Genomic DNA, 15610 nt, shown 5'->3' with positions numbered 1-15610 from the left:
GACTGTCGGCCATGCGGCTGCGCCACATCGAGGTCTTCAACGCGATCATGCTCGCGGGCAGCGTGAGCGCGGCCGCGCGGCTCATCAACATCACGCAGCCGGCCGTGAGCCGCACGCTGCAGCATGCCGAGCTGCAGCTGGGCTTTCCGCTGTTCCAGCGCACCAAGGGGCGGCTCACGCCGACCACCGAGGCGCTCACGCTGTACCCGCACATCGAGCGGCTGTTTGCGCAGCTCGACGAGGTGCAGCGGCTGGCGGCCAACCTGCGCGCAGGCAACGACACCGGCGAGCTGCGCATCCTCAGCGTGCTCGCGCTGAGCTACGAAATCCTGCCGCGCGCACTCAAGGCCTTCCGCGAAATGCACCCGGGCTATGCGATCACGGTCGAGTCGCTGCACTCGCCGCAGATCATGTCGGCGCTGCTCTTGCAAGAGGCCGACGTGGGCTTTGCCTTCAGTCCCGCGGTGCATCCCTCGCTCACGCAGGAGACGCTGGCCGACAGCCGCATGGTGTGCGTCGCGCCCAAGGGCATGCTGCCGCGCGCGCTGGTGCGCAACGGCTCGGTGGCGCTGCACGACCTCATCGACCGCCCGGTGATCGGCCTCGACGGCCGCGACCCGGTCGGCACCAGCCTGAGCCAGGCCTGCCGGCAGGCGGGCGTGGGTTTCCAGCAGGCCGTGGTCACGGTGCAGACCTACCACGCGGCGCTGGCCATGGCGCACCACGGGCTGGGCGTGGCGCTGGTCGACGGCTGCACGGCGCGCTCGGCCGACCATGCCAAGGTCGATGTGCTGACGCTGGAGCCGCACATTCCGGTGCCGGTGCGCGCGCTGCGTTTCGCGGGCCGGCCCGATTCGGTCGCGGTGCGCGGCATCACGCGCTGCATGCGCGAAGCGATCGAGCAGACCGCCTGAGAAAAGATGCGGGGCATTCGCCTCGCGCCATAATTCGCGCCCATGCACGCCCTTCGAACCTTCTTCGCAATGCACCGCCTGGTGCTGGCGTGGTTCATGGCGTCGCTGCTGATTGCGGGCGCGTCGCCGCTCGTGAATCCGCAGGCGATGGAGCTGGTGTGTTCCGCTGCGGGCACCGTCAAGCTCATCGTGCAGGGCGACGACGGCGCGACCGAAGTCGGCATGGCGGCCATGGACTGTCCGCTGTGCATGGTCTCCGGACCGCCGCCGGCCACCGTGCAGGTGACGCTGCCCACGCCGCTGCCGCTGGGCCGCGCGCTGCAATCGATTCCCGCTGCCCGCCTCGCGGCAGCCACGGCCTCGCCGCCGCCGGCGCGAGCGCCGCCCCCGCATCTCTCCTGAGCTTCGTCGTTCCTGCACCTGACGCCGCCTGAATCGGCCGCGCGGTGCGTTCCCGGTCGTTGTGCGGCCGGCGCTGTGCGCCTTCGTTTTCGCCAGCGCCGCCGCAAGAGAGATGCCATGCCTATCCTGTCCCGTGCCCCCTCCTTGGGGCTGCTTGCCTTGTTCGGCGCCGTCAGCGCGCCTGTTCACGCACAGACCCCCGTGTCCTTGCTGCCCCTGATCGAGGTGGCCGACGACGCCCCGCGCCCCAACGGCCGGCTCGACCTCGACACGCCCGCCGACACCGCGAGCCGCCTGGGCCTCACGCCGCGCGAGACGCCGGCCTCCATCACGGTGGTGAACCGCGCAGTGCTCGACGCGCGCGGTGCGCAGAACACGCAGGAGGCGCTGCGTGCGGTGCCTGGCGTGACCGCGCACGACGCGCCCGGCAACGTCGGCGTGAGCTACCGGGGCTTCGGCAGCGGGTCGATCGCGCAGCTGTTCAACGGCATCAACCTGCAGTATTCGATTGCGGCCCGGCCGGTCGACAGCTGGATCTACGACCGCGTCGAAGCCATCGGCGGCCCGTCGAGCTTCCTGTTCGGTTCGGGCGCGCTGGGCGGCTCGATCAACTACATCACCAAGGCGCCCGAGCGCAGCGACTTCGCCGAAGCGCAGCTGCGCCTGGGCACGCAGCACCTGAAAGAGGCCTCCTTCGGCCTGAACCGCCGCATCGCCGGTGACGGCGGCGCGGGCAGCCACTACGCGCGCATCGACGTGAACCACCGCGACGCCAACGGCTGGACCGACGGCACGAAGAACCAGTCGACGCAGCTCGCGGCCTCGCTGCTGTCGGACTTCGGCGGCGGCCTGAAGCACACGCTGGCCTATGAATACCAGGACGAAGAGGTCAGGCGGCCCTACTGGGGCACGCCGGTGCTGAACCCGGCGGGCGGCGAGATGCGCATCGACCGCGGCACGCGCTTCAAGAACTACAACAGCGCCGATGGCCTCTACGCGCAGCGCGTGCAGTGGCTGCGCTCGGTCACCGAGTGGCAGGCCAGCGACGCGCTGCAGTTCAGGAACACCTTCTATGCCTACGACGCGCTGCGCGACTACCGCAACGTCGAGAACTACCGCTACAACGCGCGCAACACGGCGGTCATTCGCTCGGGTGCCTTGCTGCAGCGGCACGACCAGGACGTGTGGGGCAACCGCATCGAGGGCATCTACAAGGGGCAGCTCGGCGGGTTGAAGAGCGACTGGTCTTTCGGGCTGGATTTCAGCGTGAACCGCCAGACGCGCTTTCCCAACAGCCTGCCCGGCACCGTGAGCACGGTGAACCCGTACGTCTTTGCCACCGAGCGCTTCTTCGACGTGCCGGGCATGATGCCGGGCTTCCGCCCCGATCGCGACAACAAGGTGCGGACCACCGCGCTGTACCTGGAGAACCGCACCGCGCTGCACCCATCGCTGCACCTCGTGACGGCGCTGCGCCATGAGCGCATCGACCTCGACCTGACCAACCGCCGCACCGTGGACGCGGCGAACCCCGCCACCTTCCATCGTGGCTACCAGCCGACCACCGGCCGCATCGGCCTGGTGTGGGACTTCGCGCCCGGCGCCAATCTGTACGCGCAGTACGCGACGGCGGCCGATCCGCCCTCGGGCGTGCTCTCGACCGCCTCGTTCGCCGACGTGCGCAACAACAGCGAGCTCACCACCGGCCGGCAGGTCGAGGTCGGCACCAAGCTCGACTTCTGGCAGGGCAAGGGCACGGCCACGCTCGCGGCCTACAGCATCCGCCGCACCAACATCGCGACACAGGACCCGGCCAACAGCACGCTCACGGTGCTCGTCGGCGAGCAGTCGTCGAAGGGCGTGGAGCTGGCGCTCGGGCTGCAGCCCACGCCGCAGTGGTCGCTGCAGGGCAACCTCACGTATGTCGATGCGCGCTACGACCAGTTCCGCCAGGGCGGCGTGTCGCTCGCGGGCCGCACGCCGACCAACACGCCGGCGGTGGTTGCGAACCTTTGGGTGTCGTACGCCTTCACGCCGCGCCTGCAGGCCACGGCGGGCGTGCGGCACGTGGGCAAGGTGTACGCCGATGCGGCCAACACCATGCACTGGCCCGGCTACACGCTGCTCGACCTCGGGTTGAGCTGGCAGGTGAACCGCACCGTCACGGTGGTGGGGCGTATCCGCAACGCGACCGACCGCGTGTATGCCGCGAACGTCGGCGCCGGTTTTGCCTACCTCGGCGCGCCGCGCACGGCCGACGTCTCGCTGCGCGTGAGCTTCTGACATGCATGCCAAACGCTGGTTGTTCCTGATCCACCGCTGGCTGGGCGTGGTCGTCTGCGCCTTCTTCGCGATGTGGTTCGTCTCGGGCCTGGTGATGATGTACGTGGGCTATCCCAAGCTCACCGAGGCCGAGCGCTTGCAGCACCTGCCGCCGCTGGATGCGGCGGCGCCCTTGCTGGGGCCGCGGCAGGCGCTCGACGCGGCCGGCATTGCGGGGCCGTTGCAGGACCTGCGGCTCGCCGTCGCCAGCGGTGGGCAGCCTGTGTACCTCGCGGTGCCGGCGCGCGCTGCGGAGCCCGGTGCGCGCCGGTCGCCGCCGGGGCGCGGCGTGGTCGTCGTCGATGCGCAGACCGGCGCGGTGCTGCGCGAGGTCGACCGTGCCCGTGCGCTGGTGAGCGCGCAGACCTATGGGGGCGAGGGCGTGCTGCTCAGGTACCGGGGCACCATCGACGAAGACGCATTCACCCATTCGCGCGGGCTCGACGCGCACCGCCCCTTGCATGTGGTCGACCTGGTCGATGCGCAGGCCACGCGGCTGTACATCTCGGGCCAGACCGGCGAGGTGGTGCGCGACGCGCCGCGCGCCGAGCGGCTGTGGAATTACGCCGGCGCATGGATCCACTGGCTGTACCCGCTGCGCGGCACGGGCCTGGACCGCTACTGGGCCGACATCGTCAACTGGCTGTCGATCGTCGGCATCGCCGTCACGCTCACGGGCACGGTGGTGGGCGTGATGCGCTGGCGCTTCCGGCGCACCTACAAGAGCGGCTCGCACTCGCCGTACCAGGGCGCAATGATGCGCTGGCATCACATCAGCGGGCTGCTGTTCGCGCTCGTCACGCTGACGTGGATCTTCAGCGGGCTGATGTCGATGAACCCCTGGCGCGTGTTCGACAGCGGCGCGCCAGCGTTGCGGATGGCGGCGATGCAGGGCGGGCCGCTTGTTGCAGACGCAGGCGATGCGGCGCCTGCTGCATTGCTGGTTTCAACGCGTGGCGACATCCGCGAACTGCGTTGGGTCCGCGCGGCAGGGCAGACGCTGGTGCTGGCCAGCACCGCCAGCGGCCGGCCGCTGGTGCGCGACGCGGCCAGCGCGCAGCCGCAGCAGATCGACCCCGAGGCGCTGCGCACCGCCGCCGCGCAACTGCTGCCCGACCCGGTCGCGCGCATCGACGTGCTCACCGCTTACGACAGCCACTACTACACGCGCGACGCGCACACCATGACTGGCGGCAGCGAGAAGCCGTTGCCCATCTGGCGCGTGGTGTTCGCCGACGCGCACGCCACCTGGGTTCACGTCGATCCTCAGACCGGCGCCGTGCTCGGCCGCAGCGACAGCACGCGTCGTTGGAGCCGCTGGCTGTTCGCCATGCTGCACAGCTGGGACTGGCTGCCGCTGCTCGAACGCCGTCCGCTGTGGGACCTGCTGCTGGTCGCGCTGAGCGTCGGCGGTGCGCTGCTGAGCGCGACCGGCGTGGTGATCGGATGGCGGCGGCTGGGCCGCAAGCTCAGGCGCGCGACGGGGCCGCGTCCAGCGCCTGCGCGATCCGCTGCGCCGAACCGAAGGCCAGCGTGAAACCCAGCGCGCCGTGGCCGGTATTGAACAGCATGTTCGACGGCGCGTGCGGCAGCCGTCCGATGATCGGCAGGCCCTTCGGCGTGGCGGGGCGCATGCCGGTCCAGGGATGCAGTTCGGCCAGCCGGCTCGCGCGCGGAAACACGGCGCGCGTGGCGTCGGCCAGCGTCTCGATGCGCGTGGCCGGAATGCTCGCGTCGTGCCCCACGAGCTCGGCCATGCCGGCCACGCGCAGGCGCGAGCCGATGCGCGCGAAGACGACCTTGCGCGCGCTGTCGGTCACGTTCACGCGCGGCGCCGCGCCGGGCGCGGGGTCGACATCGACCGTGATGCTGTAGCCCTTGAGCGGGTACACCGGCAGGTAGGCGCCGAGCGCACGACCGAGCTTGTGCGAGGCCGAACCGAGCGCCATCACGAAGGCATCGGCTTGGATGTCGCCTTCGCTCGTCTGCACGGCCGCCACGCGACCTTCGCTTCGTGCGAAGCCGTGCACGTCGGCGCCGAGCATGAAGCGCACGCCGCGCGCGCTCAGTGCGCGCATCAGCTCGGCGCACACCTTGAGGCAGTCGGCCGCGCATTCGCTCGGCGTGTGGACCGCGCCCGCCATCTGGCCGCGGTAGTCCGCGAGCGCGGGCTCGATGGCCACGCACTCGTCGGGCGTGACGATGCGTTGTTCGCTGCCCAGCGTGCGCTGCAGCGCGACCTGTGCGCTCGCCCCTTCGAGCGACGCTGCGCTCGCATAGAGCACCAGCTTGCCGGTGGCGGAGAAATCGCAGTCGGGCGCGATGTCGGCCTGCATGGCCTCGAAGCCCGTGCGGCTCGCGGCCGCCAGTGCCAGCAGCTGCGCGGTGGTGTCACGCGAGGTCGCGGCGTTGCACGCGGCCAGGAAGGCCAGGCCCCAGCGCCATTGCAGCGGGTCGAGCTGCGGGCGCAGCTTCAGCGGCGAGGTGGGGGAGAACAGCAGCTTGGGCAGCTGCGTCCAGATCGACGGATCGGCCAGCGGCTGCACGTACGAGTAGCTGAGCTGCGCGCCGTTGCCGCCGCTGGCGCCCGCGCCGGGCGCCGCGCGGTCGATCACCGTGACCTGGTGGCCCTGGCGCTCGAGTTGCCAGGCGGTCGCCAGGCCCACGATGCCGGCGCCGAGCACGCACACATGCATGGGGGCAACTTTCCGGAAGTGAAGAAGAAAGGGAACAGAAGAGACAGCGTGCGACTGTAGAGGCGCCCCGCGCCGCCCGGAAATGCCAAAAGAACCCAGCCCATAACCTTTGGGCATGACCCCGGGGTTAATTGGAATTGTCCCGATGTGTCACTCCTTCTTACACTGGTTGTCTGTTCAATCCAACCGAATGAAGGCTCGAATGAAACTCTCCGTTTTGATGGCGTCCCTGGCTGCCGCGGTCCTCTTCACTGCACCGGCCGCACAGGCTGCCGACACGCTCGCCAAGATCGCCGAGTCCGGCAAGATCACGCTCGCGTACCGCGAGTCGTCGGTGCCCTTCAGCTACCTGGACGGCCCGAGCAAGCCGATCGGGTTTTCGGTGGAACTCTCCAACGCCGTGGTCGAGGCGGTGAAGAAGAAGTTGAACAAGCCCAACCTGCAGGTCTCGCTGATGGCGGTCACCTCGCAGAACCGCATCCCGCTGATCACCAACGGCACCGTCGACCTGGAGTGCGGCTCCACCACCAACAACACCGCGCGCGGCAAGGACGTGGCCTTTGCGGTCAACCACTTCTACACGGGCACGCGCCTGCTGACGAAGAAGTCTTCGAAGGTCAAGGACTACGCCGACCTCGCGAAGAAGACCGTGGCCAGCACCACCGGCACCACCAACGCGCTGGTCATGCGCAAGTACAACGCCGAGAAGAACCTGGGCATGGACATCGTGCTCGGCAAGGACCACGCCGACGCGTTCCTGCTGGTCGAGAACGACCGCGCCGTGGCCTTCGCCATGGACGACATCCTGCTGTTCGGCCTCATCGCCAATTCGAAGAACCCGGCCGACTACGAAGTGGTGGGCGAGTCGCTGCAGGTCGAGCCCTACGCCTGCATGCTGCCCAAGGACGACCCGGCCTTCAAGAAGCTGGTGGACGACACCTTCATCGCGATGATGAAGAGCGGCGAGTTCGAGAAGCTCTACACCAAGTGGTTCATGCAGCCGATCCCGCCGAAGAACGTGCCGCTGAACCTGCCGATGAGCGACCAGCTCAAAGAGAACCTCAAGGCCTTCAGCGACAAGCCCGCGACCTGATCGAGGGAAGAAGGGAAAGACATGGTCGCAGCCACACAGGTCGTCGGCATCCTCGGGGGCATGGGCCCCGCGGCGGGCGCCGACTTCGTCCGGCTCTTCGTGCAGGCCTGCGCGCAGCAGATGCGTGCGCGCGGCGAGCCGGTGCGCGACCAGTCCTTTCCCGAACACTGGCTGGCGCAGGTGCCGGTGCCCGACCGCACCGGCGCGCTGGCCTCGGGCGAGCAGGGCGCGCACCAGCCGCTCGAACCGATGCTGCAGGCACTGGGCCGGCTGGCCGCGCTCGGCAGCCGCGCGGTGGCCATCGCCTGCAACACGGCGCATGCCTGGCATGCGAGCCTGCAGGAGCGTTTTCCGCAGGTCGAGCTGTTGCACATGGCACGCGAGACCGCACGGCAACTGGCGTCGCAAGGCGCAACCGAGGTGGCGTTGATGGCCACCGAAGGCACCTACCGCGTGCGCCTGTATGAAGAGGCGCTGGCCGAGGCCGGCCTGGGCTGCCACGTGCCGCTGGCCGACGAGCGCCAGACGATCATGCGCGGCATCTTCGACGGCGTGAAAGCCGGCAACCTGCCGCTGGCCGAGCGCTGCTTCTCCGAGGTCGCGCTGCGGCTGGCCGAACGGCACGGCCCGGTCACGATCATCATGGGCTGCACCGAGGTGCCGCTGGGCCTGCAGGGCTCGGCCGCGGTGGCGGGGCTGCGGCTCGTCGACCCGGCCCAGGTGCTGGCCGAGGCGCTGGCACGGCGGGCCTACGGCACACAGCAACTGCCCAGCTGATTTACCGCCCCGTCACACGGCCCGGCCCGATTTCGCCTACATTGCGGCGTGCGTTTTTCTACGCCACACCCCCTTGTCAGACGATTCAACCGGAGCCTTTGCATGACCTCCTTCGACGACAACCGTTCCGAATTCGATTCGCTGCGCCCCGGCGACAGCACCGAGCAGGGGGCCACGCGCCGCACTGCGCTCAAGGCCGCCATCGGTGTCGGCTACGCCGCCGCCGTGCTGCCGGTGGCCGCGCAGACGGCCATCTCGACCCCGGCCGACGGCCTGAAGGCCGGCCCCATCAAGTACACCGTCAACGGCTTCGAGGTGCCGGCCTACGCCGCCGCGCCCGCCGGCAAGACCGGGCTGCCGGTGGTGCTGGTGATCCAGGAAATCTTCGGCGTGCACGAGTACATCGCCGACACCTGCCGCCGCTTCGCCAAGCTCGGCTACCTGGCCATCGCGCCCGAGCTGTACGCGCGCCAGGGCGACCCGCGCGGCTACACCGACATCCCGAAGCTGCAGGCCGACATCGTCAGCAAGGTGCCCGACGCGCAGGTCATGGCCGACCTCGACGGCGCGCTGGCCTGGGCCAAGGCCAACGGCGGCGACACCAGCAAGGCCGGCATCACCGGCTTCTGCTGGGGCGGGCGCATCGTGTGGCTGTATGCGGCCACGGGCAAGGTCAAGGCCGGCGTGGCCTGGTACGGCCGGCTGGTCGGGCAGGCCAGCGAACTGCAGCCGAAACACCCCATCGACATCGCCGCCAGCCTGCAGGCGCCGGTGCTCGGCCTGTACGGCGGAAAAGACCAGGGCATCCCCCTTGACACGGTTGATAAGATGAAAGCTGCTCTGGCCACTGGAACCCCGGCGGCCAAGGCATCGAGCTTCGTCGTGTACCCCGAAGCAGGCCACGCGTTCCACGCCGACTACCGTCCCAGCTACCTCAAGAGCGCCGCGGACGACGGCTGGCAGCGTGCCACGGCCTGGTTCAAAGCCAATGGTGTCGCCTGACTGAAGACGGCGCCCCGTAGCCACCCTCCGCCGAAGGCCGTCCGAAGTGACGGCCTTTCTCTTTTAATGAACGGAACACGGCCGTAACGGCGGCCACTTTTGCGCAAGCAGCTATGAATTTGATAGTAATTCTCGTGGCGACCCTGGTCGCCGGCATCGGAAGCGTCTGGCTCGCGGCCCTGCTGCTGCGCGTGGGCGTGCGCAGCGGCGGCGGCGGCGTGAACCCGCAGCACCTGCTGAGCCTGGCGGCCGGCGCGCTGCTGGCCACGGCCTTCATGCACCTGCTGCCCGAGGCCTTCGAAAGCCGCATCGAGCCCGCGCTGCTGTTCGCGGTGCTGCTGTTCGGGCTGGTGTTCTTCTTCCTGCTCGACAAGGCCGAGTTGTGGCACCACGGGCATGAGCACCACCATGGCGACGTCGCACCCGCGAAGGGCGAAGCGCACGATCACCATGGCCACGATCACGGTCATTCACACGGCCACGCCCACCATCACACATCGCCCACGGGCGGCGGCAGCTGGGCCGTGCTCACGGGCGACAGCGTGCATTGCTTCGGCGACGGCATCCTGATCGCCTCGGCCTTCGTCGCCGACATCCGCCTGGGCCTCGTGGCCGCGCTGGCCGTGCTCGCACACGAAGTGCCGCACCACATCGGCGACCTCGTCGTGCTGCGCCAGAGTTCGGCCAATTCGCGCGCGGCGCTGGTGAAGGTGTCGCTCGCGGGCACGATGACCATGCTCGGCGGTATCGCGGGCTGGTGGCTGGTCGACCAGCTGCATGGCTGGCTGCCGTACTTCCTGGTGCTGGCGGGCAGCAGCTTCGTCTACGTCGCGCTGGCCGACCTGATTCCGCAGCTGCAGAAACGCCTGCCGGCGCGCCAGACCGCGGCGCAGATCGCGTGGCTCGCAGCGGGCATCCTGCTGGTCACGCTCGTGAGCCGGCTCGCGCACGGCGAGCATGGCCATGAGCATGGCCACGACGAAGGACACGGCGAGCACGGCCACGTCCACAAGGACTGACCGGCCCTGCCGGCAGGGCGGTGCGTGACGGGAAACTTTCCGACACCGCCGTCAGGCCTTCGATCCCCCGCAATGGGCAAAACAGGCGCACCATAGAGGGCCGTTCACTCATCTGCCGAGGAATTCGATCATGACGCCCCAAGCCGATGCCACCGCGCGCTCCGCCTCGTCGTCCGAAGACGACGAAGAGGACAACACGCCTGCCGACGACTTCGAGGAACTCGAAGCCGATGCGTCCGACGACCTGTCGGACGAAACCGGCATCGACCTCACCGATGCCAGCGAACTCGATGCCGACAACGTGCCGGCCGACGAAGAGTTCGACCGCGTGATGAACGCGCCGGACTGATTCGTTTGGTTCAGGCTGGTTCAGGCCAGCGCGCCTGCGCCGGACGCACCGATTCGTAGAAGCGCGCCATCTGCAGCACGCCCAGGTCGTCGAAGCGACGCCCCGCGATCTGCAGGCCGATCGGCAGGCCGCTCGTGGAATGCCCGCAGTTGATCGACGCGGCCGGTTGTTCCGACTGGTTGAACACCGACGTGAAGTGCGAATCCTTGAGCGGATTCTCCGAGCCGCTGTTGATCGCGTCCGCCGCGAACGGCAGCACCGGCGACACAGGCGACAGCACGTAGTCGAAGGGCTGCGTGGCCGCCACGGTGGCTGCGCGCAGCGCCTGCATGCGCGTGAAGGCACGGAAGGTGTCTTCGGGTGTGAGCGAGGCCGCAAACTCCGCCGCCTGATGGATGTAGCCGGCCGCGAGCTTTGCGCGTTCCGGCGGCATTGCGGCCAGGTCGACGCGGCAGCGCATCGTGAAGAAGTGAGCCATGCCCATGCGCATGTCCAGCGTGGTCCAGTCGGCCAGCGGCTCGACGATGGCGCCGGCCTGCTCGAACAGGCGGGCCGCGGCGAGCACGGCCTCTTTCACTTCCGCATCGATGGGCCAGTCGCCCGTGGTTTCGGTCCACAGGCCGATGCGCAGGCCCTTCACGTTGCGCTCGAGTTGCTGCCATGCGAAGTCGTTCGGCGGCAGGCTCATGTAGTCGCGCGCGTCGGGGCGCGTCACCACCTGCATCAGCAGCGCGGCATCGGCCACGGTGCGCGTCATGGGGCCGATCACGCGCGCGGCGGCGGGCGGGTCGACGGGGATGCGGCCGTGGCTGGGCTTCAGGCCGAACACACCGCAGAAGCTGGCCGGAATGCGCACCGAGCCGCCGATGTCGGTGCCCAGGTGCAGCGGGCCGTAGCCCGCGGCGGCGGCAGCACCGGCGCCCGAGCTCGAGCCGCCGGTGTTGCGGCCCAGGTCCCACGGGTTGCGCGTGAGCGCATGGAAGCTCGACGGCGCCGCGCCGAGGAAGCCGAAGTCGGGCATCGTCGTCTTGGTCACGATCACCGCGCCGGCTTCGCGCAGGCGTGCGGCGGCGGGGGCGTCGGCCGCGGCGGGCGCGAGCACGGTGGCCGCGCTGCCCACCGGCGTGGGTGTGCCGCGCGTGGCGATGTTCTCCTTCAGCGTGACCGGCACGCCGTCGAGCTCGCCCTGCGGCTTGCCCTGCGCCCAGCGTGCCTCCGAGGCGCGGGCCGATGCGAGTGCGGCCTCGGCGTCCAGGCCGTAGGTGGCGTGGATGTGCGGCTCCCAGCGCTCGATGCGCGCGAGCACGGCCTGTGTCACCTCGACCGGCGACAAGGCGCGGTCACGGTAGTGTTCGAGCAGCTGGAGGGCACTGAGTTCGTACAGGGGTGTGGTCATGGCTTCGCTTCTTCTTTGGGTGGTTGGATGAAGGTGGGTTGAAAAGACAGGGGGCGGGCGACGGCGTTCAGCCGCCTCCGAACGCATAGCCCTGGCCGGGCGCCGCGGCCAGCAGCGTGCGCGTGTAGGCCTCGCGCGGTGACAGCAGCACGTCGTGCGCGCTGCCTTCTTCGACGATGCGGCCCTTGTGCATCACGATGAGGCGGTCGCAGATCTGGCTGGCCACGCGCAGGTCGTGGGTGATGAACAGAATGCCGATCGACAGCCGCTGCTGGATCTCCGCGAGCAGCTTCAGGATCTGGTCCTGCACCGACACGTCGAGCGCCGACACGGCCTCGTCGGCGATCAGCACGCGCGGCTCGCAGGCCAGCGCGCGCGCAATGCACAGCCGCTGCCGCTGGCCGCCCGAAAACTCGCTCGGGTAGCGGTGCAGCACCTCGGGCTGCAGCCGCACCAGCGCCATCAGCTCCTCGGCGCGCTGCCAGGCCTTGGCGTGCGGTACGCCGAAATTCACCGGTCCCTCGACGATCGACTGGCCCACCGTGCGGCGCGGGTTGAGCGAGCGGTTCGGGTCCTGGAACACGACCTGCACCATGCGCCGGAACGCCGAGCGCTGCGCGCCGCGCGAGCCCTCGATGCCCGGCACGCGGATGTCGCCGTCGGTCGGCTCGATGAGCCGCGCGATGCAGCGCGCCACGGTCGACTTGCCCGAGCCCGATTCGCCCACGATGCCGACGGTTTCGCCCGCATGCAGCTTCAGCGACACGTCGGCTGCCGCATGCACCGTGCGGCGCTTGCCGGGCCAGCTGCCCGTGCGGTAGACCTTGCCCACGCCGCGCGCATCGAGCAGCGGCGCCTTGGCTTCGACCGGCGCGCGCAGCACCGGCGCCAGCCGCGGCACGGCGTCGAGCAGCATGCGCGTGTAGGCCTCCTTCGGCCGGCGCAGCACCTCGTCCTTCGGGCCGCTCTCGACCTGCCGGCCCAGCTGCAGCACCACCACCTGGTCGGCGATGTCGGCGACCACGCCGAAGTCATGCGTGATGAACAGCACGGCGGTGCCGTTCTCCTGCTGCATCTCGCGGATGAGCGAAAGAATTTCGGCCTGCGTGGTCACGTCGAGCGCGGTGGTGGGCTCGTCGCAAATCAGCAATGCGGGGCGCAGGATCAGCGCGATGGCGATCACGATGCGCTGGCGCTGCCCACCCGAGAGCTGGTGCGGGTAGGCGTCGTACATGCGCTGGGGCTCGGGCAGGCGCACGCGCTCGAAGATGGCGAGCACGCGCTCGCGGCGCGCGGCGGCGCCCAGCGTCGTGTGCTCGGCCAGGATCTCGTCGACCTGCGCGCCGCAGCGCATCACCGGGTTGAGCGCGGTCATCGGCTCCTGGAACACCATCGCCATGCGCGCGCCGCGCAGGGCGCGCAGCCGCTTCGCATCGGCCGCGAGCACGTTCTCGCCCTGAACCTCGATGCGTCCGGCCGAGGGCCGCAGCGACGCGGGCAGCAGGCCCATCGCGGCCTGCGCGATGACTGACTTGCCGGAGCCCGATTCACCGAGCAGGCACACGACCTGGCCGGGCATCACGTCGAACGAGATGCCGTGCACCGCATGCGCGCGGTCGGCACCGGCGGGCAGGTCGATGGCGAGGTCGCGCACCACGAGGCAAGGTGCGGCGGAGGCCGAAGAAGGGGTGGATGTCATGGTCAGCCTCCGCGCGGTTTGAACTTGGGATCGAGCGCATCGCGCAGGCCGTCGCCGAGCATGTTCACGGCCAGCACCGTGAGCGCCAGGAAGAAGCCGGGCAGCAGCACGGTCGACGGATGCGAGGTGAAGTGCGTGCGGCCTTCGGACATGATGTTTCCCCAGGTCGGCACGTCGGACGGCAGGCCGATGCCGAGGAAGGACATCACGGCCTCCACCAGCATGGCTGCCGCGCAGATGAAGGTGCCCTGCACGATCAGCGGCGCCACCGTGTTGGGCAGGATGTGGCGCAGCATCAGCTTCCAGGTCGGTGTGTCGAGCGCGACGGCCGCCTCCACATACGGCTCCTCGCGCACCGACAGCACCACCGAGCGCACCAGCCGCGCCACGCGCGGCGTCTCGGGCACCACGATGGCCAGGATCACGGTGAGCAGGCTGGGCCGCCACACGGCCACCAGCACGATCGCGAACAGGATGCCGGGGATGGCCATCATCCCGTCCATCACCCGCATGATCACGCCGTCGAGCCGGCGGAAGTAGCCCGCGACCATGCCCACCACGAGGCCGAACGCGACCGAGCCCAGCGCCACCGCCACGCCCACCGACAGCGAGATGCGCGCCCCGTAGGCCGTGCGGCTCCACAGGTCGCGGCCCATGCTGTCGGTGCCCAGCGGGAAGAAGCGTTCGAAGCTGTCGCCCGCGAGCGTGGTGAACTCGGTGCGCGTGCCGGGCGGCAGGTGCGAGTTCGCCGGGTCCATCGCGTTCGGGTCGATGGTGTACAGCCAGGGCGCGGCCACCGCCAGCACCAGCATCGCGACCAGCAGGGCGCCGCCGACGCGCACGGCGCCGTTGGCGAGCAGGCGGCGCAGCAGCGACCGGGTTGGGGCGCGCGGCGCGGCGGGAGGAACCGCGGCCGAGGTGGGCGCGTCGTCGCGCAGGGAAATCGAAGTCATGGCGAGGCTTTCGAAAGTCGGAGGAAGGCTGTCAGTAGCGGATGCGCGGATCGAGCAGCAGGTAGCTCAGGTCGACCAGCAGGTTGACCACCACATAGACCAGCGAGAAGAAGAGGGTGATGCCCTGGATCAGCGGGTAGTCGCGCGAGAGCACGGCGTCCACCGTGAGCTGGCCGAGGCCGGGGATCGCGTAGATCGTTTCGGTGACCACCACGCCGCCGATGAGGCCCGCCACGCTCAGGCCGATGACGGTGGCGATCGGCACGGCCGCATTGGCCAGCGCGTGGCGCAGCAGCATGCGCCACTCCGAGATGCCCTTGGCGCGCGCGGTGCGCACGTAGTCTTCGGTGAGCGCCTCCGACACCGCCGCGCGCGTGACCCGCGCAATGAGCGCCGCGTACATCACGGCCAGCGTGACGCAGGGCAGCGCGAGGTGGCGCAGCCACGGGCCGATGCCGTCGCCGATGCGCTGGTAGCCCTGCGAGGGCAGCCAGCCGAGCTGCATCGAGAACAGCCAGATCATCACGTAGCCGGCCACGAACACCGGCACTGAAAAGCCGAGCACCGAGGCGCCCATGATGAAGCGGTCGAGCCGGCCGCCGCGCCGCGAGGCCGCGAGCACGCCGATCGGCACGGCGATCAGCACCGTGAGCACCACCGTCACCGCCGCCACCGAGAGCGTGGGCTCCAGGCGCTGGCCGATCAGGTCGGTCACGCGCATCCGGTAGAAGAACGAGTAACCCAGATCGCCGCGCAGCACCTGGCCGAGCCAATGCACGAACTGCGTGACGATCGATGCGTCCAGGCCCAGCTGGGTGCGGATGCGCGCGATGTCCTGCGCATTCGCTGAGTCGCCCGCGATGGCCGCGGCCGGGTCGCCGGGCGTCATGCGCAGCAGCAGGAAGACGATGACGGCCACGATCAGGAGCACGGGCGCGGTGGCCAGTCCGCGGCGCAACAGGAAGTGGAGCATGTGAATCAGGTCCGT

The 15610-nt window shown here is 69.7% G+C and carries 14 protein-coding genes; 9 read left to right on the top strand and 5 right to left on the bottom strand.

Annotated features, from left to right (window positions below; genetic code table 11):
* Positions 1 to 11: 11 nt before the first annotated feature.
* The 4 genes from GFK26_RS31470 (at position 12) to GFK26_RS31455 (ending at position 5175) form a co-directional block, all read left to right on the top strand.
* Entirely contained in the window at positions 12 to 914 is a 903-nt protein-coding gene (locus GFK26_RS31470) for a LysR family transcriptional regulator (RefSeq protein WP_153285421.1), read from the top strand.
* Positions 915 to 956: 42 nt separating this feature from the next.
* Entirely contained in the window at positions 957 to 1316 is a 360-nt protein-coding gene (locus tag GFK26_RS31465) for a DUF2946 family protein (protein WP_153285420.1), read from the top strand.
* Positions 1317 to 1433: 117 nt separating this feature from the next.
* Positions 1434 to 3599, top strand: a complete 2166-nt coding sequence (locus tag GFK26_RS31460; protein ID WP_153285419.1) for a TonB-dependent receptor — start codon at positions 1434 to 1436, stop codon at positions 3597 to 3599.
* A 1-nt stretch (position 3600) separates the two neighbouring features.
* Positions 3601 to 5175 carry a PepSY domain-containing protein gene (locus GFK26_RS31455; RefSeq protein ID WP_153285418.1) on the top strand — a complete coding sequence of 525 codons (1575 nt, stop codon included), beginning with the start codon at positions 3601 to 3603 and terminating at the stop codon, positions 5173 to 5175.
* Here GFK26_RS31455 and GFK26_RS31450 read toward each other — a convergent pair.
* On the bottom strand, positions 5108 to 6334 hold the full coding sequence (locus tag GFK26_RS31450; protein WP_153285417.1) for a D-amino acid dehydrogenase: 1227 nt from the start codon (positions 6332 to 6334) through the stop codon (positions 5108 to 5110). The genes GFK26_RS31455 and GFK26_RS31450 overlap by 68 nt on opposite strands.
* A 202-nt stretch (positions 6335 to 6536) precedes the next feature.
* Here GFK26_RS31450 and GFK26_RS31445 point away from each other — a divergent pair, with 202 nt between their 5' ends.
* The 5 genes from GFK26_RS31445 (at position 6537) to GFK26_RS31425 (ending at position 10574) form a co-directional block, all read left to right on the top strand.
* The gene (locus tag GFK26_RS31445; RefSeq protein WP_153285416.1) at positions 6537 to 7427 is read left to right on the top strand and encodes a transporter substrate-binding domain-containing protein; all 891 of its coding nucleotides are present in this window, start codon (positions 6537 to 6539) and stop codon (positions 7425 to 7427) included.
* A 21-nt stretch (positions 7428 to 7448) separates the two neighbouring features.
* Positions 7449 to 8204 carry an aspartate/glutamate racemase family protein gene (locus GFK26_RS31440; RefSeq protein WP_153285415.1) on the top strand — a complete coding sequence of 252 codons (756 nt, stop codon included), beginning with the start codon at positions 7449 to 7451 and terminating at the stop codon, positions 8202 to 8204.
* Between the two features lie 102 nt (positions 8205 to 8306).
* Entirely contained in the window at positions 8307 to 9206 is a 900-nt protein-coding gene (locus GFK26_RS31435; protein ID WP_153285414.1) for a dienelactone hydrolase family protein, read from the top strand.
* Positions 9207 to 9319: 113 nt separating this feature from the next.
* A complete protein-coding gene (locus tag GFK26_RS31430) occupies positions 9320 to 10225 on the top strand; it encodes a ZIP family metal transporter (RefSeq protein ID WP_153285413.1) in 906 nt (301 codons plus the stop codon).
* 130 nt (positions 10226 to 10355) lie between these two features.
* The gene (locus GFK26_RS31425; RefSeq protein ID WP_153285412.1) at positions 10356 to 10574 is read left to right on the top strand and encodes a hypothetical protein; all 219 of its coding nucleotides are present in this window, start codon (positions 10356 to 10358) and stop codon (positions 10572 to 10574) included.
* A gap of 10 nt (positions 10575 to 10584) precedes the next feature.
* On the opposite strand, the gene GFK26_RS31420 is transcribed toward GFK26_RS31425, so the two are convergent.
* From GFK26_RS31420 to GFK26_RS31405, 4 genes are all read right to left on the bottom strand, one after another.
* Positions 10585 to 11970, bottom strand: a complete 1386-nt coding sequence (locus GFK26_RS31420; RefSeq protein ID WP_153285411.1) for an amidase — start codon at positions 11968 to 11970, stop codon at positions 10585 to 10587.
* A 67-nt stretch (positions 11971 to 12037) separates the two neighbouring features.
* Positions 12038 to 13669 carry a dipeptide ABC transporter ATP-binding protein gene (locus GFK26_RS31415; RefSeq protein ID WP_153285410.1) on the bottom strand — a complete coding sequence of 544 codons (1632 nt, stop codon included), beginning with the start codon at positions 13667 to 13669 and terminating at the stop codon, positions 12038 to 12040.
* 2 nt (positions 13670 to 13671) lie between these two features.
* On the bottom strand, positions 13672 to 14622 hold the full coding sequence (locus GFK26_RS31410; protein ID WP_153285409.1) for an ABC transporter permease: 951 nt from the start codon (positions 14620 to 14622) through the stop codon (positions 13672 to 13674).
* 31 nt (positions 14623 to 14653) lie between these two features.
* A complete protein-coding gene (locus GFK26_RS31405) occupies positions 14654 to 15595 on the bottom strand; it encodes an ABC transporter permease (protein ID WP_153285408.1) in 942 nt (313 codons plus the stop codon).
* Positions 15596 to 15610 lie beyond the last annotated feature (15 nt).

This window comes from Variovorax paradoxus, assembly GCF_009498455.1.
In the GTDB taxonomy this organism is placed as follows: Bacteria; Pseudomonadota; Gammaproteobacteria; order Burkholderiales; family Burkholderiaceae_C; genus Variovorax; species Variovorax paradoxus_H.
This window is presented reverse-complemented; position numbering and strand designations above follow the sequence as displayed.